The sequence below is a fragment of the Sinomonas humi genome, from assembly GCF_000802235.1.
Lineage (GTDB): Bacteria > Actinomycetota > Actinomycetes > Actinomycetales > Micrococcaceae > Sinomonas > Sinomonas humi.
Genome location: NZ_JTDL01000016.1, coordinates 1 through 21,218 on the forward strand (window position 1 = coordinate 1; position 21,218 = coordinate 21,218).

The window sequence follows — 21,218 nt, forward strand, 5'->3', positions numbered from 1 at the left end:
GCGCGTCGTCTACGACGAACGCACCGTGGCGTTCTTCGACGAGCAGGGCACCGAGATCCTCGCCCACCCCAGACCGCCCGAGGGCACCAGATTCGTCTCCCGCAGCGGCCTCAAGCACCCCGCCCCACCCAAAGCGCCCACACTCACGTGAGACATGAACTGTCCACACTCACGCGAGACATGAACCGTCCACGATCACCTGAGACATCACACGTTGAGAGGGGGGAGTTGGCGTACCCGAAACGTTGAGAGGGGGGAGTTGGCGTACCCGAGACGGTCAGGCGTAGGCGTTGACGAGGCGGACAGCCCCGCCGTCAACGCCCTTTGCGCCCTGAATGTGATCGGGATCGCTGGAGGCCCCGGCAGCCGAGGAGGCTCCGGCGTCGTCCGTTCCCACGCTGCCCATCGCCCACGCCGGCACGCCTCGCTCGGCGAGCCTTGCGAGCGCCGCGTCTGCTGCCTCGGGGGCAACGATCGCCACCATGCCGACACCCAGATTGAGCGTCCGCTCGAGGTCCGCCTGCGGGACGTTCCCGAGTTCGGCGACGAGCTTGAAGATGGCGGGGAGTTCCCAAGTCGAGCGGTCGACGGTCGCGAGCAGGCCCTTGGGCAGCACGCGAGCGAGGTTGGCAGCAAGACCGCCGCCGGTGACGTGGCTGAATCCACGAAGCGGAAGATCGGACCCGCCGGCACTGCCGTTGAGGCTGTGGACGAGGTCGAGGCAGTCGGCTGCATACACGCGGGTCGGCTCGAGCAGCTCCTCGCCCAGCGTGCGTCCGAGCTCTGAGACCTGGCGGTCCAAGGCCCATCCCGCATGGTTGATGACCCGGCGCACGAGGGAGTACCCGTTCGAATGGATCCCCGAGGAAGCCATGCCGATGACGACGTCGCCCGCCTTGACCCGCTCCGGGCCCAGAAGCGCGTCGGCCTCGACGACACCCGTTGCCGCGCCCGCGACGTCGTACTCGTTCTGCCCAAGGAGGCCGGGGTGCTCGGCCGTTTCCCCGCCCACAAGCGCCGTGCCCGCCTGAGCGCACGCTGCGGCAATTCCGCGCACGATGCCGGCGATCCGCTCAGGAACAACCTTGCCGCAGGCGATGTAGTCGGTCATGTACAGGGGCTCGGCGCCCACTACGACAATGTCGTCCACGACCATGCCCACGAGGTCGAAGCCGATGGTGTCGTGCACATCCATGGCTTGGGCGATGGCGACTTTCGTGCCTACGCCATCAGTCGACGTCGCGAGCAGAGGGCGTCGGTAGGTGAGGAGCCTGCTCACGTCGAACAGGCCGGCGAAACCGCCGACGCCGCCCAGCACCGATGCGCTGTGAGTCGCCTTGACGGCGTCCTTCATGAGTTCGACGGCGCGGTCCCCCGCTTCGACGTCGACGCCGGCAGCGGCATAAGTGATGCCCGTCGCGGCGGGGGAAGTGGTGGGCTGGGGAACGGAGTTCGTCATACGTTGGCCTCGTCGCGGTCTGCGGGGGTCAGGAGGGGTTCAAGTTCCGAATCGGGCCCCGGATCGCAGCCAGCCGCGCCAGGGCGGTCGGCCGGATCGGTGGTGGCCCCGTCTTCGGTCGCCTCGGACGTTACTTCACGCTCGAGGAGGTTCTTGCCGAGCTTGTCGGCGCTCGGGAGCTCGATGGGGTACGTGCCGGTGAAGCACGCCGTGCAGAGGCGCTCGCGAGGCTGTTGGGTCGCGGTGATCATCCCGTCCTCCGAGATGTAGCCGAGCGAGTCCGCGCCGATAGCCTGGGAGATTTCCTCGACCGTGGCGCCATTGGCTATGAGCTCGGCACGCGAAGCGAAGTCAATTCCGTAGAAGCAGGGCCATTTGACGGGCGGCGACGAGATCTTGACGTGGACCTCCTTCGCGCCGGCCTCCCGCAGCATGCGCACAATCGCCCGCTGGGTGTTGCCGCGCACGATGGAGTCGTCCACGACCACCACACGCTTGCCGCGGATCACCGACTCAAGGGCGTTGAGCTTGAGCCGGATACCCAACTGCCGCAACGTCTGCGAGGGCTGGATGAACGTTCGACCCACGTACGAGTTCTTGACGAAGCCGTGCGCGAACGGGATGCCCGATTCTTCGGCGTAGCCGACTGCGGCCGGCGTGCCGGACTCGGGGACCGGAATGACGATGTCGGCCTCGTGAGTGTTCTCGCGAGCGAGCTGGCGGCCCATCTCGACGCGCGATTCGTACACCGAACGTCCCGCGATGCTCGCATCCGGACGTGCCAGATAGACGTACTCGAAGACGCAGCCCGCGGGAGTGGGCTTGCCGAAATGCTGCGAGCGGACGCCCTTCTCGTCGATCGCGATGAACTCGCCGGGCTCGATCTCCCGAATGAAGCTCGCTCCCACGGTCGCCAACGCCGACTGCTCAGACGCGACCACCCAGCCACGCTCGAGGCGGCCAAGGCAGAGGGGGCGGATGCCGTATGTGTCCCGTGCGGCGTAGAGGGTCCCCTCGTCCATGAACACGAAGCAGAACCCGCCGCGGATCTTGGGCAGGAGCGCCATCGCGGTTTCCTCGAGAGTCTGCCCCTTCTCGCCCGCCAGCAGTGCCGTGACGAGCGCCGTGTCCGAGGTGTTGCCCTGCTTCATCTCGCCCGTGAGATGGCCGCCCGTGAGCTCTTCGATCATGTCGCGGAGTTCGGCGGTGTTGGTCAGATTGCCGTTGTGGGCGAGGGCGACGGTTCCGTTGGCGGTCGCCCCGAGGGTCGGCTGCGCGTTCGCCCAGTGGCTCGCGCCCGTAGTCGAGTAGCGGCAGTGGCCGACGGCGATGTGCCCGGTGAGCGTGTTGAGAGTCGACTCGTCGAACACCTGCGAAACGAGGCCCATGTCCTTGTACACACTGATCCGCGCGCCGTCGCTCGCGGCGATGCCCGCGGACTCCTGTCCGCGGTGCTGTAGGGCGTACAGGCCATAGTAGGTGAGCTTGGCGACCTCTTCGCCGGGTGCCCACACACCGAAGACGCCACAGGCGTCCTTCGGTCCTTTGTCGATTGGGTCTAGGTCAAGTGAGAGGAGTCCGTCACCGCGTACCACTGGCCAATTGTCTCATGACCGGGAGGGGCCCCGTTTCAGGAGGTTGCGCCCTCGTCATCTGCCTCGTCGGGAAGCTCCTCAACGGTCGCGCGGCGCGCTCGTTTGATGCTCACGCGGTCGACGATGAGCACCGCGACTCCACCGACTAGGACGCCAACGGCGACGAACAGGACAAGGAAGTATCCGAACGCCGATTGACTCGTGTAGCCATCCGGTAGATCGCCTCCGGAACCGAAGATGACGGCCGCAATGGCGCCGAGAAGGCCGCCTGTTACGAGGAACGGGACGAACTTCGGGGCACGGCGAACGGTGATCTGGCGCTGCGAGGGCATGTATCTAGGGTACCGAGTTTCGTGCTGCAGGATTCAACGACCTGGACGATGGGGTGGGTCCCGGCGCAGACGGCACAGGACCCACCCAGTTGGTCTTAGAGGCTACTTTCGAGCGAAGACCCCACCGTGGCTGTTGGGGAAGAAGCCAGCCGCAACAACTGGAACGCCTGGAGCGGTCAGCGCGCGCACTGGGTTGGTGAGGTAGACGGTGGTGGTTCCGTTGGCGCCCTGACCATAAGCGCCGTAGCCCCAGTTCCACACTGAGCCGTCCGCGAGGCGGATGTGGGTTCCGTAGTAGCTGAGCGCCATCTCGGTGATCGTGCCGGCGGGTAGGCCGCCGGCGTAGGGAGCAGCGTAGACCCGGCTTGCCTCGCTCGAGGGCGAATGGACGTAGTACGAGCCGTAGCCCCACGTGTAAACCGTGTTGTCGCTTCTCAGCGCGGCGCTGTGGTACGCCTCGTGGTAGAACTTCGGCAGCTGTGCGACCCCAGTCAGCGGCGTTCCGGGACCCGTGAGCACGGGCGCGGCGTAGTTCTGGTTGGAGTTGCTGCCGTTGGCGTTCATTCCGCCGGCGCCGTAGCCCCAGCTGTACACCATGCCGTTTCGTAGTGCCAAGCCTCCCTTGAAGCGCCCTCGGATCTGGCTTACCCCTGAGATCGGCGTACCGTCCTGAAGGATGACGGGCTTCATGACCGACTGATTGCCGCTGAGGCCTGTTCCGAGGTCAGACTGGTCGTTGATGCCCCAAGTCCAGACCCGGCCCTTGGTGTCGAGAGCGATCCCGCCCGTGTATCCGGCAGAGATCGCGGTAATGAACACGTCCGGTTGCGGATTGATGACGACTTTCGGCGCGTTGGTGTCCGGGCCGAAGGTTGCGTTGCCCAGCGAACCGGTGGACGTGTTGAAGCCCCAAGAGAAGACGCGGCCGTGGGTCGTGAGGACGTACCCGCCGCCCGTGAAGGCGACAGTGTCTACAAACTTCTCTCCCGGCAGCAGAGCCGATGCACCGCCGAATCCGAAGATCCCGGCAATGGTCGGGGTGGTTCCGGGGGCACAGGCGTTGGAGCCAGCTCCGTGGCTCCACAGCGTGTTGTCACTCCGGATGAGGTAGCTGTTGTGATCGCGGTAGCCTCCGGCCAGGGCAATGATCGACTTGGAGCCGAGGGTGCCTGGGCCGTTGAGGTTCTCGGGCGTTACAGCATACGTCTGGAGCAGGGCGCCGCTGCGGTAGAGCGTGGTCGCGAGATTCTCACCCCACACGATGCCGTCGGTCGCGGGCGGGACCGGGTTCAGGGCGACGATGAGAGTTGTGGTCCCGGGTGTAAAGCCGGAGGAGCTAGCCGCGAGCGGCGCGCTGCCCACGTTGCCGGGTGCCACGACGCCGTTGACGGTGAAGGTTCCGTCGACTGGATTGACCGCGGCAGTTCCCGGGCCACTCCAACCCGGCGGATAGGTGAGCGTCACTGTCGCGGGTAGCGAGGTCCCCACGTTCGGCACAACCTTGCCCGTGATCGAGCCGTAGGTCATACCCGGGCCCACGATGTATTCGGGGTAGTCGAACAGGATGACGCCCCCCGTCGGGGATGCGGCCGCGAGGGGCGTGGCAACCACTGCGAGGGCGACGGGTACGGACCACGCGGCAGTGCGGGTGATGGTCCGCCGCGGGATGCCCTCGGTCGTGGGTTTCTCGCCGTTCGGGGGGCCGGGGACAGTGGGCTCGGGCATGCTGACTCTTTCTCACAGGAATTCGTTGATGGCGACTTCGAGCGGAAGCCGGACATTCTGAACCGTAGAGGTGCGATGAGGCGCACGCGGTGCAAAGTGCAGATCTGCGCCAAGAGGCCAGCACTATCCGTCTAAGTGGTGCCGACCGCCGTTTATCGTGTGGGGAAAGTCGCGACCCGAGCGTCTCACAGACCCGGCAGGGCGCTGACTGAATTCTCGATTTGAGTGGCGCACAGGGGGACGTGTGGTTAAGAGATGGGTCGACGGGAATCAGCATGACTTCCTCGGGGCCGAGGGCGTTGCCGAGCTGGGAGGACTGGTTGAACCACTTGGCGAAGCGGGAGGCTTCGCCCTGCGGCTGAGAGCCGTCCGTGCCGGCCACATGGTCTTGACCTATGTGGCCGCGACCGAATGCCGCTCCACGGGCGTGGCGGTCTTCCCCTCAAGGGAGGACTGCGTTCACCTCGTGCTGCCATTCGACACACAGTTCCGCGTCGAAGAGTCCACTGTCCCACCCGGCGGCATGGTGGCGATGCGGGAGGGCGCGCCCGTTGAACTGCGTCTCGAGGCACCGGGCAGGGCCCTCGTGGTGAGCATGACGAAGGGAGTTGGGCCGGCCGAAGTCGCCTTCTCCGTGGACACGCCCTATCTTCTCCGTGGAGCCTCGACGAGCATGGCAGCCGTTAGAGCGGTAGCGGAAGTGGTCTTCCGGTCCCCCGGGCGGGACGCAGGTGCCGCCGAACTGCTCCTCGGCCTTTCCACCGCCGTCCTCGTAGAAGCATCTATCACGGCTTCTATTTCAGGGGACCGGGAGGAGCGGCTGGCTGTGGAAGCGTTGAGGGTCATCGCGCGGGAGTTCCGCAGCCGCGAACTGACGGCGAAGCAGTTGGCAGGGAGGGTTGGAGTCTCGGTTCGGGCGCTCCAACGTGCGTTCTCGACCAGGGGTGGCCTGGGGAACGTGATCCGTTCCTATCGGACTCAGGAAGCGATCAGATTGCTGGGATTGAAGGATATGGAGGAGGCGACTTTCGAGGTGATTGCCAGAATGAGCGGATTCCTGGATGCCCGGGCAATGCGAAAGGCGATTATTGGTGCCACGGGAATGCTGCCGGCACATCACCGGAGGAATTGACTTGGTTTCCTAATACTCGAAGAGTCGGATCATAAAGGTAGGCCCTGCTCTCTAAGTGGAGAGCAGGGCCTACTAGGTGTTTACTCAGTGCGCAATCTCAGTGTCAATGAACCTCGTGAGACGTCTCGACTTGGACTTCGTTGCCGTCCTTGTCGAAGATCTTCCCGTTCTCGCAGCGATCGCCCTCCTCGAGAGCATCCAGGACCACGATCGGCACCATGCGAGTCGGCGCCGCTGCGAACACCGACGGGCTGTTCGGAGTGCCGCGCCTGATGACGTTGAACAGGATGTTCAGCAGGACCGCCATGAGGGCCGCTGAGCTGATGCCCGAGGAGAAGATGACCTGGACCCAAGTCGGGAACTTCGAGTAGAACGTCGGGTCGACGACCGGAACGAGACCGAACGCGATCGACGTCGCGACGATGATCAGGTTCATGTTGTCCTTGTAGTCAACCTTCGAAAGCGTCCGGATACCCGACGCCGCGACGGTGCCGAAGAGGACGATCCCAGCACCGCCGAGAACCGGCATCGGTATGGCGGCGACAACGCGGCCGAGTACGGGCATCAGGCCAAGGACCATGAGGACGACGCCGCCGGCAGCCACCGCGAAGCGGCTCTTGATTCCAGTGACTGCCACGAGGCCGACGTTCTGCGCGAAGGCGCTCTGCGTGAATCCGTTGAAGACCGGGGAGACCGCCGAGGACAGCATGTCTGCGCGGAGACCATTCGCGATCCGCTTCGAATCGATCTTGGCACCGGTAACCTCGGCAACGGCGAGGATGTCCGCCGTCGTCTCGGTCAGGATCACGAGGACGACGATGACCATCGAGATGATGGCCGCCGGCTCGAACGTTGGGAGACCGAAGTGGAACGGCTCCGGGAAGGCGAAGATCGGACCGTTGAGCACCTGCGAGAAGTCAGCCTTGCCGAGGAACACCGCGATGATCGTGCCGATGATGATCGCCAACAGGATCGAGAGGCGCGAGACGACGCCGCTTCCGAGCTTGCTCAGGACCATGATGATGACGAGCGTGAGGGCCATGAGGCCGATGTTCGCGGGGCTCCCATAGTCCGGAGCGGACGAGGAATTGCCGAGCGCCCAGCCAGCAGCGACCGGGACGAGCGAGAGGCCGATCGTGGTGATCACCACGCCGGTCACTACCGGTGGGAAGAAGTGGATGATCTGGGAGAAGAAGGGGGCAATGATCAGGCCGATGACAGAGGCGGCCATGACGGCGCCGAAGACGGCTGGCAGCCCTCCGCCGCCGTTCACGATTGCGAGCAGCGTCGCAACCGAGGCGAACGAGGTCCCCTGAACGAGTGGGAGGCGCGAGCCGAACCACTTGATGCCGAGAGTCTGCAGCAGGGTTGCAAGTCCGCCGATGAAGAGGCATGCCGTGATCAGCAGGGCAAGATCCGGCCCCTTGAGCCCGGCGGCCGAACCGATGATGAGCGGCGGTGCAATGATGCCGCCGTACATCGTGAGCACGTGCTGGATGCCATAGGCGAACGCCGTGGAAACAGGCAGCTTCTGGTTCTCTGGGCTCGTCGTCTCCGTGCTGGGATCAGCAACAGAGACCGGCGCTGTCTTTCGGGACATAGCAGACCTCCTTGTCAGCTTTGAATACCGAGTGCGCAACTGAGGGTGGTGATGGTGGGTTGGGTGGGCAATGGATCAGGTGATGCGACGGAAAGGGCGGGCGACGGCGGCCGGAGTTCACCGCCGTCGTCCGCGCCTTACTCAGGTGGTGCGGAGTGAGCGAGAAAGGATGGCCCGGCTCAGCAGAAGCCGGCGATGCCGTCCCAGGCGTTACCGGGGTCGGAGATGCTCTCACGCTCGAAGTTCGCCTCGATGAGGCCGTACGGGCGGTCAGCCGCGTAGAAGACCTCGTTCGGGTTGTCGAGGCCGAACGGGGTCAGGTCGACGACGAAGTGGTGCTTGTTCGGCGTCGAGAACCGGACCTCGTCGATCTCGGGATGCGCGTCCAGGACCTTCTGGGCCATCTGGAAGAGCGTCTGCTGGAGGGCGTACGAGTAGCCCTCGGTGAAGCCCTCGAGCAGGAGGGCCTTGACGTCGTCGTACGCCTTGTTGAAGTCGACGGTGCCGTTGGCGATCGCCTCGTTGTTGTAGCGCCAGCGTGCGGAGACGTCGGTTGCGAGGATCCGGTCCGTCGTTTCCTGAAGGGTGGTGAAGCGGTCCTTCGGGTAGCCGACGAAGCCGGACTCAGTGGACTTCAGGACCGTGAGGTCGTTGAGGCCCGAGATGACGTAGACGTTGTCGCCATCCTTGGTCACGACGGCGTTGCGGACCTCCTGGCCCTTGCGGACGAAGGAGTGGTCGTGGCCCTCGCCGTGGGCGATGATGCGCTCCCAGGCGCACTGCTCGGCTTCCCAGCGTCCCCCGGTGACCCAGCCGAACTCCGACGTGAAGTGGTTCGCGAGCCGGATGAGGAACTCCTCGGGGGAGCCGATTCCCTCGCGGGCCAGGCCGTAGACGGTGTTCTTCTGGGTGTCGGTCGGGACGACGTGGCCGTTGTCGCCGTCGAGGTGTGCCGCCTCGAAGTCGCCCCGCAGCTGCGAGGTGACGTTGAGGTCCTCGATCTCGTGGCGGGCCGTGTCACGGGTGATCTTGACGACCCGGACCTCGGCCTTGCCGTACTGGTTCTTGCCCAGGACGATCTTGCTGGCGGTGTTCTCTCCAGTGTTGTTCTGCGCCATGGTGCTTAGCTCCCTCGGTAAGTAGAAAAGGCGAAAGGACTCAGCAGGAGCGGCACGTGGTAGTGCGACTCGTTCTCGTTGACCGTGAAGGTCAGAGAAACCTCCGGGAAGAAGGTCTCCTGCCCGATGCCGGCGAAGTAGGCTCCGGTGGCGAACTGAAGGCGGTAGGAACCGCTCTCCAGACGCTCCGGGCCGAGGTCTTTCACCCGCCCGTCAGCATCGGTGGTGCCCGTTCCAATCTGGGACCATGCCTCGCCGTCGCGGGCGTAGAGTTCGACGGCGACACCTGCTGCCGGCTTGCCGGCCGCGGTATCCAGAATGTGGGTGGTCACATGGGAGATGCTCATGCGCTGGGCTCCTCTCGAGTCAGGCTTTGCTCAAGCCGGAGCACCGCGATCTCGCGGAGCTGCTCCGCGACAACTGGCTCCTCCTGCTCGGGCGTGTGGCCCAGGCGTTCCTGGAGTGCGGTGAGCACCTCGTTGGCCGAACGGCCGGCGGCACGGATCAGGAAGACCCGGCCGAATTTCTCCTCGTAAGCCCGGTTCCCCTCCGCCAGTGCGGCGACCGTCTCCGGGTCGCGCTGGTCGACCCCGGATTGCTCGTTGCGCGACATCGAGGCCTCTGCGGACTTGCCGCTCGCCTTCTCGCCGATGCGCGGATGGTGGGAAAGAGCGCCCTCGAGCTCAGCCGGGGTGAAGGGATCGGCCGCGCCTCGAGCAGTCGCCAGAAGGGCGTCGAGGCTTGCGAAGGGGCGGGCGGCGGTGATCTCTTCGATCCAGCGGGGCACATCGAGGCAGGGCTTCAAAAGCTCGCGAGCCTCGCGGGCGGGGGCGGCGTTGAACTGTTCAAGCAACATGGCTTGTCGGGTCCTCAACTGCTCAATGCTGGCATCCACGGTGACGGCTATACGGAACGTCGGTTTCTTGGGTTCCGTATCGTGGAACTGTTATTTCAGCATGTGTAAATAGTTTGGGGGATCCGGGTGTGATTGTCAACACCTTATTGTGTGACCGGCTTCGCTGCTCGCGCTCCAGCCCACTTCTGCTGCGGCCGAGCGCGTGTCCCGCTGAAACACGCCGCGCCCGGAGTGATTGGGAAAGCACAAGCGGGAGGGAGCGCGGGATGGGAACGAAAAGGAGGGCCCCAGACGCGTGTCCGGGGCCCTCCTAGGGAGCGAGGTCGGCTAGACGCCCAGCTTCTCCCGCAGCGCGGCCACGTGGCCGTCTGCGTTCACGTTGTAATCGATCGACTCGATCGAGCCATCCGGCGCGACGACCGCAGTCGAGCGCAGGATGCCCTCGACCACCTCACCATTGCGAATGCGCTCGCCCCAGGCGCCCCAGGCCTTGGCCACGGCAGCCCCCTCGTCCGCAAGGAGCGGGAAGGTGAGGCCGAAGTCATCGGCGAACGAAGCGATGGCCTCCACCGGGTCCGGCGAGATGCCGATGACGCTCACGCCCGCGGCGTTGAGCGAGTCGAGACTGTCGCGGAAGTCGCAGGCCTCCGTCGTGCAGCCAGGGGTGGCCGCCTTCGGGTAGAAGTAGACGACAGCGCGGCGGCCACGGTAGTCCGCGAGCGAGACATCCTTCCCGGAAGCGTCCGGGAGCGTGAAGTCCGGGGCCTGCTGCCCCGCACTGAGCTTCGTGGTGGTTGTCATGGTTCCTCCTAGGGAGTTCGGTCAGGCCGTGCCTCGGCGGATCAGCTGGCCCCTGGGCTCGCTGAAGTCCACCTCGGTGCCGCGCACAAACGTGCGGCGCACCACGCCGGAGAGGGTCTTTCCCTGGTAAGGCGTGATGTGGTTCTTGTGGTACAGCTTGTCCGCATCGACGACGAACGCCTCATCCGCCGCGAAGATCGCAAGGTCAGCATCGTACCCCGGGGCGAGAGTTCCCTTGCGCTGGAGCCGGGCGAGCTCGGCCGGCTTGCGGCCCATCCATTCGATGACCCGCTCAAGCGGGAGGCCGCGGCGGCGTGCCTCGGTCCAGATGATCGGGAGACCGAGCTGGAGCGACGCAACGCCGCCCCACGCCACGCCGAAATCTCCGTTCTCAAGGTCCTTGAGGTCGATCGTGCTGGGGGAGTGGTCCGAGACGATGCAGTCGATGACGCCGTCCTCGAGGCCCTTCCACAGCAGCTCCCGGTTCGAGGCTTCGCGAATCGGCGGGCAGCACTTGAACGCGGTCGCCCCGTTGGGGATCTCCTCGGCCAGCAGCGTGAGGTAGTGGGGGCATGTCTCGACCGTGATCTTGACCCCGTCCCGCTTCGCCGTGGCGATCATCGCGAGGGCGTCCGACGACGAAAGGTGCAGGATGTGCGCGCGCGCACCTGTCCATCTGGCCCGCTCGATCACCTGGGCGATCGCGACGTTCTCCGCCCCGCGCGGCCGCGAGTGCAGGAAGCTCTCGTAGATGTCGCCCTCGGGGTTCGGCGCGTGGTCGATGGCCCGCGAGTCTTCGGCGTGGACGATCATGAGGCCGTCGAACGATGCAATCTCGCCCAGATCCTTCTCGAGTTCGTCGACTTCCAGGTGCGGGAACTCGTCGACGCCCGAATGCAGGAGGAAGCACTTGAAGCCGAAGACGCCCTCGTCGTGCAGTGCCCGGAGGTCGCCCGTGTTGCCCGGAATGGCGCCGCCCCAGAAGCCGACGTCCACGAACGACTGCGTCTCGGCAGCGGCCCGCTTCACGCGCAGCGCGTCCACATTGACCGTCGGCGGGATGCTGTTGAGGGGCATGTCGATGATGGTCGTGACGCCGCCGGCCGCGGCAGCGCGGGTCGCTGAGGCGAACCCTTCCCATTCGGTGCGGCCGGGCTCGTTCACGTGGACGTGGCTGTCGACGAGGCCCGGGATGAGGGTCTCATCGTCGCCGAGCTCGATGACCTCGCGCCCGGCGAGGCCATTGCCCAGCGGCTCGAGCGCGACGATGCGCCCATCCGTGATGCCCACTTCGCGCGGGACGATGCCCGCCGTCGTGAGCACGCGCTGCCCGCGGATGACCAGATCGAATTCGGTGTCAGTCATCGCACAGATTCCTTCCTGCTGTCAGTGTCAACGATAGTGAGGGGCTCGAACGTTCCCGTGAGCGCCCGTGAAAGGTCCGCCGCGATGAGGCGCCCGGTCTCGCGCACGAGGCGGCGGGCGTCCGCGAGGCAGACCTCGACGTCGGGTTCGAGGTCGGTGAGTGCGTGCACAGCGGCGAAGCCGGCAGCGCGGCGCGTGGCCTCATCGAGCTGGTTCCTGCCGCACACCGCCACAGCTGGCACGCCATGCGTGCGCGCCACCGTCGCGACGCCGACAGGCGCCTTCCCCGAAAGCGACTGCGAGTCGAGGCTGCCCTCGCCCGTGACGACCAGGGAGGCGCCTTCGAGCTTCTCGCGCAGCGCGGTGAATTCGACGACGACGTCGATTCCGCGCCGCCGCTGGGCGCCGAGGGTGAGCGCCGCGTAGCCGACGCCGCCGGCGGCACCGGCCCCCGGAGCGTCCTTCGCGGCTTTCGCGCGGCCGCCCATTGCCCCGCCGAGGACTTCGGCGAAGCGAGCGAGGGCGGCGTCGAGGTCGGCGACATCCGACGGCGTTGCCCCCTTCTGGGGGCCGAACACGGCGGCGGCGCCGCGCTCGCCGAGAAGGGGATTGTCGACGTCGGCCGCGAGAACCAAAGTTGCCGTGTCCAGACGGGCGTCGAGCCCGCCGAGATCAGCTTCGGCGATGCGCGCGAGAGCCGCGCCCCCGAGCGGGAGCTCGTTCCCGGCGTCGTCCGTGAAGCGCGCGCCGAGGCCTTGCAGCATCCCGGCGCCGCCGTCGGTGCATGCGCTGCCGCCTACACCGAGGACGATCTCGCGGGCCCCGGCGTCGAGCGCGGCGCGGATGAGCTGGCCGGTTCCGAGGCTCGTCGCGTTGCGCGCGTTCTTGACACCGCCGGGCAGGACGTCGAGCCCCGAGGCGGCAGCCATCTCGACGACGGCGCGGCCCGCCGCGTCGACGGCGAATTCTGCCGTGAGCGGCTGGCCGGTGGGCCCCGAGACGCGCGCTCGGCGCGGGGAGAACCCCGCGCCGAGCGCTGCAGTCACGGTGCCCTCGCCGCCGTCGGCCACAGGGACCAGGACAAGCTTGGCCGCAGGGAGCACATCTCGGATGCCTTCTGCGAGTGCTGCCGCCACCTCGGGCGCCGTGAGGGTGCCCTTGAACTTGTCCGGGGCGAGGACGATCTTCGTGGGCTTCATGGAAGCGATCGCCTAGTCGAGAAGCGCGACGATCGCGGTCGGGGCGTCCTCGCGGCGCTCCGCCAGATCCTCGAACTCCACCACGTTGTCCAGCTCGGTGCCCATCGCGATGTTCGTGACGCGCTCGAGGATCGCCTCGACGACCACCGGCACCTTGTACTCGGCCATGAGGGCGCGAGCCTTCTCGAAGGCGGGTCCCAGGTCCTCCGGGTGCTCGACGCGGATCGCCTTGCAGCCGAGGCCCTCGGCGACCTTGATGTGGTCCACGCCGTAACCCTGCGCGGCCTCGGAGCCGGTTGCGTTCACGTTCTCGAACGCGAGGGAAACGTGGTAGTCCATCTCGAAGCCGCGCTGCGACTGGCGGATCAGGCCGAGGTAAGAGTTGTTGACCACGACGTGGATGTACGGCAGCTGGTGCTGCGCGCCGACGGCGAGCTCCTCGATCATGAACTGGAAGTCGTAGTCGCCCGAGAGTGCTACAACGGTCTCGCCCGGCTTGCCGCGCACGACGCCGAGGGCCGCGGGCCCCGTCCAGCCGAGGGGGCCTGCCTGGCCGGCGTTGATCCACTTGCGCGGCCCGAAGACGTGCAGCATCTGCGCGCCCGCGATCTGCGAGAGGCCGATCGTGGTGACGTACGTCGTGTCGGGGCCGAACGCCTTGTTCATCTCCTCGTAGACGCGGAACGGCTTCATGGGCACGTTGTCGAAGTGCGTCTTGCGCTGCATCCGGCCGCGCTTCTCCTGCGCGGACTCCGCCCACGCCGAGTAGTCGGGCAGGGTGCCCGCGGCCTTGCGCTCCTTCGCGACCTCGATGAGGGCGTCGAGGGCGAGGCCGGCGTCCGAGACGATGCCGAAGTCGGGGGAGAAGACGCGCCCGATCTGGGTCGGCTCGATGTCCACGTGGACGAACTTGCGGCCCTCGGTGTACTTCTCGACGGTGCCCGTGTGGCGGTTGGCCCACCGGTTGCCGATGCCGATCACGAAGTCCGACTCGAGGAACGTCGCGTTGCCGTACTTGTGGCTCGTCTGGAGGCCCACCATGCCTGCGGAGAGGCGGTGGTCGTCCGGGATTGCGCCCCAGCCCATGAGGGTCGGGACCACCGGCACGTTCAGGATCTCCGCGAACTCGACGAGCTTGTCCGACGCGTCGGCGTTGATGATGCCGCCGCCGGCAACGATGAGCGGCTTCTCCGCTGCGGTCAGCATGTCGAGGGCCTTCTCGGCCTGCTTGCGGGTGGCGCGCGGCTTCTCGACGGGGAGCGGCTCGTAGGAGTCGATGTCGAACTCGATCTGCGCCATCTGCACGTCGAACGGCAGGTCGAGCAGCACGGGGCCGGGGCGGCCGGTACGCATGAGCTGGAACGCCTTCTGCACGGCACCGGGGACCTGGCCTGGCTCGAGGATGGTCATGGCCATCTTCGTGAGGGGCTTCGCGATGGACTCGATGTCCACCGCCTGGAAGTCCTCCTTGTGCAGCTTCGCGACGGGCGCCTGGCCCGTGAAGCACAGCAGCGGGATGGAGTCGGCCTGGGCGGCGTAGAGACCCGTGATCATGTCCGTGCCGGCCGGGCCGGACGTTCCGAGGCACACGCCGATGTTGCCGGCCTTCGCCCGGGAGTAGCCATCGGCCATGTGGGAGGCACCCTCAACGTGGCGGGCGAGGGTGTGGCGGATGCCCCCGTGGACCTTCATCGCCGAGTACAGCGGGTTGATTGCGGCGCCGGGCAGGCCGAACGCCTCGGTCGCGCCTTCCTTCTCCAGGATGGCCACGATCACGTCGACAGTGCGCATCTTTGCCATGTCGGTGCTCCTTTAGTTCTTGCCGGAAAGTTCGTTGGTGAGTTTGAAGAGGCCCGAGTGGTCGAGGCCGCCGTCGCCGCGCGCGACGAGAGCGGAGACCAGCTGCGCGACAGCCGCGCCGAGGGGGACGACGACGCCGGCTTCGCGGGCGGCGGAGGTGACGATCCCGAGGTCCTTGTTGTGGAGGGCGAGACGGAAGCCAGGGTCGAAGTTGCGGTCGAGCATCTTCTGGCCCTTCTGATCGAGGACCTTGGAGCCGGCAAGGCCGCCGCCGAGGACCTTCAGGGCCGCGTCGGTGTCGACACCGTAGGCCTCGAGGAAGACGATCGCCTCCGAGAGTGCCTGGATGTTGACCGCGACGATGAGCTGGTTGGCAGCCTTGACGGTCTGGCCGGAGCCGGAGGGACCGACGTGGACGATTGTCTTGCCGACCGCGTTCAGGATGGGCTGGGCGGCCTCGAAATCCTCGTGTGCACCGCCGACCATGATGGACAGGACTGCGTCGATCGCTCCCTGCTCGCCGCCGGAGACCGGGGCGTCCAGAGGCCGGAGGCCGGCGGTGCGCGCGGCCTCGGCGAGGCGGACGGCGACGTCGGGGCGGATCGAGGAGGCATCGATCCAGAGGGCGCCGGGCTTGGCGTTGGCGAAGACGCCGTCCTCGCCGGTCGTGACGGCCTCGACGTCGGGGGAGTCGGGGACCATGGTGATGATGACGTCGGCGTCCTTGACGGCCTCGGCGACGCTTGCTGCGGCCTTGCCGCCGTCACTTGCGAGCTTCGCGGCCTTCTCAGGGCTGCGGTTGTAACCCGTGACCGCGTAGCCGGCCTTGACGAGGTTGACGGCCATGGGAAGGCCCATGATGCCCAGGCCGATGACAGCGATGCTGGCCTTGTTCTCTGCGTTGGTCATTGGTTCTCTCCTTCGGGAAGCCTGTGCTGGATGTGCTTGCGGCGGTGGCTGGCGCTTGCTGAGGTGGTCAGCCGGCGACGGGGCGGATGGCCCAAGTGAAGGCCTCGGCGGCGGGGGCCTTGTACTCGAGCCCGATGTAGCCGTCGTAGCCGAGCTCACGCGAGCGGGTGATCCACTCGCCCAGGGGGAGGGCGCCGGTGCCGGGCGCGCCGCGACCGGGGTTGTCGGCGATCTGGACGTGGCCGAAGTCCTTGGCGTGCTCTTCGATCACTGCGGGAACGTCATCCCCGTTCACTGCGAGGTGGTAGAAGTCCGCCAGGAGCTTGACGTTCTCGACGCCCGCTTCCTTGGTCTTGGCGATGACTGCGAGGGCGTCTGCGGCGGTCTTGAGGGGGTAGGACGGGGTGCCGGAAACGGGCTCGAGGAGCACGATGCCCCCCACCTTCGCCACGCCCTCGGCAGCCGCGACAAGGTTCTTCAGGCCCAGCTCGTCCTGCGCTTCGGGTGTGGACTCGGGGAGGCGGTTGCCGTACAGGGCATTGAACGCCTTGGTCCCGGTGCGCTCGGCGATGCCGACGACCACGTCGATGTTGTCCTTGAACTCTCCGCAGCGGCCCTTCCACGACACGAGGCCGCGGTCACCGCCCGGCATGTCGCCCGCGAAGAAGTTCAGGCCGCTCAGCTGCACGCCGGCATCCTTGACCGCGGTGACGAACGCGTCGACATCCTTGTCGGAGGGCACTGCCTCCGCGAAGGGCCACCAGAACTCGACCGCGTCGAAGCCGGCGGCCTTAGCCGCGGCGGGGCGCTCGAGGAGGGGGAGCTCGGTGAGGAGGATTGAGCAGTTCACCGTGTACGTCATTGTCGGACCTTCCTGCGTCGCTTTCGCAATGTGGAATAAGAATTTCTCTTGATGAAAAGTGTAGAACTGAGCTGTGACCCGGGTCAACCCGGGCAAGGGGAGGCGCGGCGGTCTGGCCCACTTCTGGACGGGCGAGGTCGCGACTCGCCGAGATTTTCATCTCCGACACGCCTTCGCCACCTTCAGAAACGGGCTGGAGCGCGGGCGCGAGGGTCTTTGTGGCACTGGCGCGCCCCATGTAGCGCGGTGAACAATGGCCACATGGCCAGTTACGTCGGCGCCGAGCGCGCCTCAAGTACAGATCCCCGCGACTGGGGACGGGCTCTCGCGGTTGCTCTCGAGCGACTCCTGGAGGCCGCCCGACTCGACGGACGTTACGCGCAGCACGAGCATCTTTGCGGCGTCGACCTCGTGCTCCGGATCGAAGAAGACGGCGATGGCGCCAAGGTTGCGGTCCGGTGGGTCCCTGAGGACGGGGACGCGGACGGTGGTGAGAGCGAGAGGCTCGCGAGCTGAAAGACGAAATGCCTCCGCCCCCGGCGTTGCGCGACCGGGGGCGGAGGATTGGGTACGACGGCGCGGAGCGGCTCAGTGCCAGTCCGGCCCCGCGCCGTCGTGCTTTGGGGCCTGCTTGCTGGCCCTCCCGGTAAAGGGAGGGGGTAGCGAGCAGGCGGGGGAGGGGCGTCAGGTGAGGCGGATCTGCCGGTTGACGTCCTTGTACAGGAGGTAGCGGAAGCGGCCCGGGCCACCGGCGTAGCAGGCCTGGGGGCAGAACGCCCGCAGCCACATGAAGTCGCCGGCCTCGACCTCGACCCAGTCGTCATTGAGTCGGTACACGGCCTTGCCTTCGAGGACGAAGAGTCCGTGCTCCATGACGTGGGTCTCGGCGAAGGGGATGGTCCCGCCGGGCTCGAAGGTCACGATGTTCACGTGCATGTCGTGCGCGAGATCGCCCGGATCCACGAAACGGGTGGTGGACCAGACGCCGTTGACGTTCGGCATGGGGGTCGGGGCGACCTCCTTGTCGCTCGTCACGAAGCTCTTGGCCTCGTAGCCCTCGAGCCGCTCATACGCCTTGCGGATCCACTGGAACGAGGCGATCGCGTCCGATTCATTCGCGAGCGACCAGTCGGCTCCCGCCGCGAGGTAGGCGTAGCCGCCCTCCTCGAGGTGGTGGGTCTCGCCGTCGAGCGTAAGGGTGAGCTTCCCCTTGGTCAGGAAGACGACGCCCTCAACCCCAGCCTCGGGCTCGGGCTTCTTCGAGCCGCCGCCCGGGCCGACCTCGACGATGAGCTGCGAGAACGTCGTCGCGAAGCCCGCGATGGGGCGCGCGAGGATCCACGAGCGGGTGTTCTCCCAGCCGGGAAGGTTGCTCGTGACGATGTCGCGCAGGACGCCCTTGGGGATGACCGTGTAGGCCTCCTTGACGATCGCGCGGTCGGTGAGGAGCTGGGTCTGCGGGGGCAGGCCGCCCTCTGGGTAGAAGTAGCTCATCGTGACGCTCCTTGGGGTTCCGCGGCCGGGGCCGCGAGGGTGGTCGCAGGGATCTGTTCCGCTAGGCGCGGGTGGGCGAGGCGGGTGAGGTCGAGCTCCGAGAGGCCCGTCGACGCGCGGACCTCGTCCGCCCCGACAGCGCCGCACTGCACGCCGCGGAGCACGAACGCGGCAAGGGCGCGAGCGGTCGCAGGCTCGTCGAGGACGGCTCCGACGGTCTGCTGGACATAGTTTCGCAGCCGCTCGGTGGCCTTGGGGAGACCCTCCCGGTAGAACGCATACGTCGCGATGTAGCGCGTGGGGAGCTGGTGCGCGTGCAGGTCCCAGCCCTGGTAATAGCCGCGTTCGAGTGATCGGCGAACCAGCCGCGCGTGCAGCTTCCAGGCTTCCTCGCGCTGCGCGGCGTCACCCACGGGAAGGACGTTCGTCGAACCGTCCGAGAGCCGGATGCCCGTTCCGGCGACGGCGAGCTGCATGACTTCCTTCGCGAAGTCAGCCGCAGGGTGCTCCATCGACTGATACGCGGCGGCGATCTGGAGGGAGGCCGAATAGTCGTACGTTCCGTAGTGCAGCGCCGTGATGCGCCCGTCCGCCTGGTGCGGGAGCTGCGCCACGGGGTGGCTGCCGTCTGCGCCGATGATGAGCTGCGGCGTCTCGACCTGAACCTCGAAGCCGAGGCGCCCCGGGTGCAGGCGCAGTGAGGACTCGAGGCGTTCGACGGCGTAGACCATCGCCTTGACCTGGTCCACGGTGCTCACCTTGGGCAGCGTGAGGACGAGGCCCTCGGGCAGTCCGCCCTGCTGGACGAGGCGTGAGACGAACAGCTCGAGCGTCCGCAGTCCGCGTCGGCGGGTTGTCTCCTCGAGGCACTTGAAGCGGATGCCGACGAACGGCGTCGCCGTCCCGGACGCGACGGCGGCGGTGACCTGATCGGCCGCCCGGATCGCCTCGGCGTCCTCCGTTGCATTTGGATCGCTGGTCTTCGCGGCGGCGAGGTAGCCGTCCTCGAAGTCGATCCGGAGATCCTCGATCGGCTCCTCTCGCAGCTTCGCCTCGACCCGCGAAGCGACTTCGGCCGCGAGTTCGGGGGCGAGGCCCACGAGCTCGGCGAGACGCTGGATCCCGCCGGCCTCGGCTGCCGCGGCCAGGGCCTGCTGGCCCCAGTCCGCGGCGAGCGACGGCGAGTAGCGGTCCGCTGGCACGTAGACGGTGTGCACGGGCTGGCGCGTGCCCGCGTCCCCGGGGTATCCGTCGGCGAGGAGACGGTCGGTGTCGGCGAGGCCGGCGTCGATCCGCTCGTAGTCGCCGTCGTCGAACACCTGGGCCGGGAAGCCGCTTCCGGAAGTCGGGAGGCTCATCATCCCACCAGCTCGTAGGCAGGAGTCGTGAGGAAGTCCGTGTAGTCCTCGGAGAGGCAGATGTCCGCGATGAGGCGGCTCGCCGGCTCGTAGAAGTTCGCGAACTGCTGAGGATCGACCTCCCCGCGGAGGCGCTCCGTCTCTTCGGCGAGGATGCGCTCGACGAGCTCACGCGTCACCGTGTTGCCGGTATCGGCGAGCACGACCTTGTTGCGGATCTGCTGCCACACCTGTGAGCGCGAGATCTCTGCCGTTGCCGCGTCCTCCATGAGGTTGTGGATTGCCACGGCGCCGTTGCCCGAGAGCCACACGGCCGTGTAGGCGACGGCGACGTACAGGTTGAGGTGCAGGCCCTCCTCCGTCGCGACACCCTCGGTCGAGGCGACGTCGAGCAGCTGATCTGCCGTCACGTGGACCTCGGGACGCTGCCGGTCGACCTGATTCGGCTTGTCGCCGAGGAAGCTGTCGAAGACCTCCTCGCACGTGGAGACGAGGTCCGGGTGCGCAACCCACGAACCGTCGAAGCCATCCGTGGCCTCGCGGGTCTTGTCGGCGCGGACCTTCTCGATGGCCGCCGCGGTGATCTCCGGTTCCTTGCGGTTCGGGATGAACGCAGCCATGCCGCCCATGGCGAAGGCGCCGCGCTTGTGGCAGGTCTGGACGAGGAGCTCGGTGTAGGCGCGCATGAACGGCGCCGTCATCACCACGGACGCGCGGTCCGGGAGCGTGAACTGCTCGCCCGCGTCGCGGAAGTACTTGATGATGCTGAAGAGGTAGTCCCAGCGGCCAGCGTTGAGGCCCGAGGCGTGGTCGCGGAGCTCGTACAGGATCTCATCCATCTCGAAGGCGGCCGGGATGGTCTCGATGAGCACAGTCGCGCGGATGGTGCCCTGCGGGATGCCGAGGTAGTCCTGTGCGAACACGAAGATCTCGTTCCAGAGGCGGGCCTCGAGGTGGCTCTCCATCTTGGGCAGGTAGTAGTACGGGCCCCGACCGGACTCGATGAGGAGCTTCGCGACGTGGAAGAAGTGCAGGCCGAAGTCCACGAGCGCGCCCGAGGCGGGCTCGCCGTCGACCAGAACGTGCCGCTCCTCCATGTGCCACCCGCGCGGGCGGGTGACGACGACGGCGAGCGGCGCGTCCGTGCGCAGCCGGTACTCCTTGCCCTCAGGAGAGGTGAAGGAGAGGGTTCCGAGCGCCGCGTCCCGCAGGTTGAGGACCGAGTCGACGACGTTGCTCCAGTGCGGGCTCGAGGCGTCCTCCATGTCGGCGAGCCACACCTTGGCGCCCGAGTTGAGGGCGTTGATGGCCATCTTTGCGGGGCTGGCGGGGCCAGTCATCTCGACACGGCGGTCCTGGAGCGGCGCCGGTGCCTCCGCAACCTTCCAATCGCCCGCGCGGATCTCTGCCGTCTCCGGCAGGAAGTCGAGCTTGCCGGTCGAGGCGGCCTCCGCGCGTCGTACCTTGCGCGCCTCGAGGCGAGCCTTGCGCTCGCCGGCGAAGCGGCGGTGCAGTTCCTCGACGAACGCGAGCGCTTCGTCGGTGAGGACCTCCTCGGCCCGGTCCACGGGGTGGTTGTCGGTCACGGTGATGGCCATAGCGATACTTTCCTT

19 protein-coding genes are annotated in these 21,218 nt (G+C 66.9%); 2 read left to right on the forward strand and 17 right to left on the reverse strand.

Going from position 1 to position 21,218, the window contains the following annotated elements; translation table 11 throughout:
* Positions 1-277: 277 nt before the first annotated feature.
* The 4 genes from purM to LK10_RS01105 all read right to left on the reverse strand — a co-directional run bounded on the left by purM (position 278) and on the right by LK10_RS01105 (position 5,111).
* Entirely contained in the window at positions 278-1,459 is a 1,182-nt protein-coding gene (gene purM / locus LK10_RS01090; protein ID WP_043119452.1) for a phosphoribosylformylglycinamidine cyclo-ligase, read from the reverse strand.
* Positions 1,456-3,054 carry an amidophosphoribosyltransferase gene (gene purF, locus LK10_RS01095; RefSeq protein WP_043119454.1) on the reverse strand — a complete coding sequence of 533 codons (1,599 nt, stop codon included), beginning with the start codon at positions 3,052-3,054 and terminating at the stop codon, positions 1,456-1,458. The genes purM and purF overlap by 4 nt, the downstream gene beginning before the upstream one ends.
* Before the next feature lie 35 nt (positions 3,055-3,089).
* On the reverse strand, positions 3,090-3,386 hold the full coding sequence (locus tag LK10_RS01100) for a hypothetical protein (RefSeq protein WP_043119455.1): 297 nt from the start codon (positions 3,384-3,386) through the stop codon (positions 3,090-3,092).
* Positions 3,387-3,488: 102 nt separating this feature from the next.
* Positions 3,489-5,111 (reverse strand): RCC1 domain-containing protein, encoded by a 1,623-nt coding sequence (locus tag LK10_RS01105; protein ID WP_043119457.1) that lies wholly within the window; start codon positions 5,109-5,111, stop codon positions 3,489-3,491.
* A gap of 244 nt (positions 5,112-5,355) precedes the next feature.
* On the opposite strand from LK10_RS01105, the gene LK10_RS01110 reads away from it, so the two are divergent.
* Entirely contained in the window at positions 5,356-6,243 is an 888-nt protein-coding gene (locus LK10_RS01110) for an AraC family transcriptional regulator (protein ID WP_043119458.1), read from the forward strand.
* A gap of 103 nt (positions 6,244-6,346) precedes the next feature.
* Here the strand turns inward: LK10_RS01110 and LK10_RS01115 are convergent, their stop codons facing one another.
* From LK10_RS01115 to LK10_RS01160, 10 genes are all read right to left on the reverse strand, one after another.
* Positions 6,347-7,843, reverse strand: a complete 1,497-nt coding sequence (locus tag LK10_RS01115; protein ID WP_043119460.1) for a nucleobase:cation symporter-2 family protein — start codon at positions 7,841-7,843, stop codon at positions 6,347-6,349.
* Between the two features lie 179 nt (positions 7,844-8,022).
* Positions 8,023-8,961: a factor-independent urate hydroxylase gene (gene pucL / locus LK10_RS01120; RefSeq protein ID WP_043119462.1), complete on the reverse strand. Its 939-nt coding sequence runs from the start codon at positions 8,959-8,961 to the stop codon at positions 8,023-8,025.
* A gap of 5 nt (positions 8,962-8,966) precedes the next feature.
* Positions 8,967-9,308, reverse strand: coding sequence for a hydroxyisourate hydrolase (uraH, locus tag LK10_RS01125; RefSeq protein WP_043119463.1), 342 nt, complete (start codon positions 9,306-9,308; stop codon positions 8,967-8,969).
* Entirely contained in the window at positions 9,305-9,835 is a 531-nt protein-coding gene (gene uraD / locus LK10_RS01130) for a 2-oxo-4-hydroxy-4-carboxy-5-ureidoimidazoline decarboxylase (protein WP_269429478.1), read from the reverse strand. The genes uraH and uraD overlap by 4 nt, the downstream gene beginning before the upstream one ends.
* Before the next feature lie 309 nt (positions 9,836-10,144).
* Complete coding sequence (gene bcp / locus LK10_RS01135; RefSeq protein WP_043119466.1) at positions 10,145-10,618, reverse strand: thioredoxin-dependent thiol peroxidase; 474 nt, start codon at positions 10,616-10,618, stop codon at positions 10,145-10,147.
* Positions 10,619-10,639: 21 nt separating this feature from the next.
* Positions 10,640-11,983: an allantoinase AllB gene (allB, locus tag LK10_RS01140; RefSeq protein WP_043119468.1), complete on the reverse strand. Its 1,344-nt coding sequence runs from the start codon at positions 11,981-11,983 to the stop codon at positions 10,640-10,642.
* A complete protein-coding gene (locus LK10_RS01145) occupies positions 11,980-13,182 on the reverse strand; it encodes a glycerate kinase (protein WP_052206810.1) in 1,203 nt (400 codons plus the stop codon). Before LK10_RS01145 ends, allB begins: the two co-directional genes overlap by 4 nt.
* A 12-nt stretch (positions 13,183-13,194) precedes the next feature.
* Positions 13,195-14,982, reverse strand: a complete 1,788-nt coding sequence (gcl, locus tag LK10_RS01150; protein WP_043119470.1) for a glyoxylate carboligase — start codon at positions 14,980-14,982, stop codon at positions 13,195-13,197.
* 12 nt (positions 14,983-14,994) lie between these two features.
* Positions 14,995-16,050: a 2-hydroxy-3-oxopropionate reductase gene (locus LK10_RS01155; protein ID WP_331377424.1), complete on the reverse strand. Its 1,056-nt coding sequence runs from the start codon at positions 16,048-16,050 to the stop codon at positions 14,995-14,997.
* A complete protein-coding gene (locus LK10_RS01160; protein WP_043119473.1) occupies positions 15,959-16,753 on the reverse strand; it encodes a hydroxypyruvate isomerase family protein in 795 nt (264 codons plus the stop codon). Before LK10_RS01160 ends, LK10_RS01155 begins: the two co-directional genes overlap by 92 nt.
* A gap of 261 nt (positions 16,754-17,014) precedes the next feature.
* Between LK10_RS01160 and LK10_RS01165 the strand changes: the two genes are divergently transcribed.
* Entirely contained in the window at positions 17,015-17,269 is a 255-nt protein-coding gene (locus LK10_RS01165; protein ID WP_043119474.1) for a hypothetical protein, read from the forward strand.
* Between the two features lie 168 nt (positions 17,270-17,437).
* Here LK10_RS01165 and LK10_RS01170 read toward each other — a convergent pair whose 3' ends face one another.
* From LK10_RS01170 to aceB, 3 genes are read right to left on the reverse strand one after another with little or no spacing between them, the layout of a single operon-like run.
* Positions 17,438-18,247, reverse strand: coding sequence for a bifunctional allantoicase/(S)-ureidoglycine aminohydrolase (locus LK10_RS01170; protein ID WP_043119475.1), 810 nt, complete (start codon positions 18,245-18,247; stop codon positions 17,438-17,440).
* Complete coding sequence (locus tag LK10_RS01175) at positions 18,244-19,605, reverse strand: DUF6986 family protein (RefSeq protein WP_081998184.1); 1,362 nt, start codon at positions 19,603-19,605, stop codon at positions 18,244-18,246. Before LK10_RS01175 ends, LK10_RS01170 begins: the two co-directional genes overlap by 4 nt.
* Positions 19,605-21,203 carry a malate synthase A gene (aceB, locus tag LK10_RS01180; protein WP_043119476.1) on the reverse strand — a complete coding sequence of 533 codons (1,599 nt, stop codon included), beginning with the start codon at positions 21,201-21,203 and terminating at the stop codon, positions 19,605-19,607. Before aceB ends, LK10_RS01175 begins: the two co-directional genes overlap by 1 nt.
* Positions 21,204-21,218: the final 15 nt, after the last annotated feature.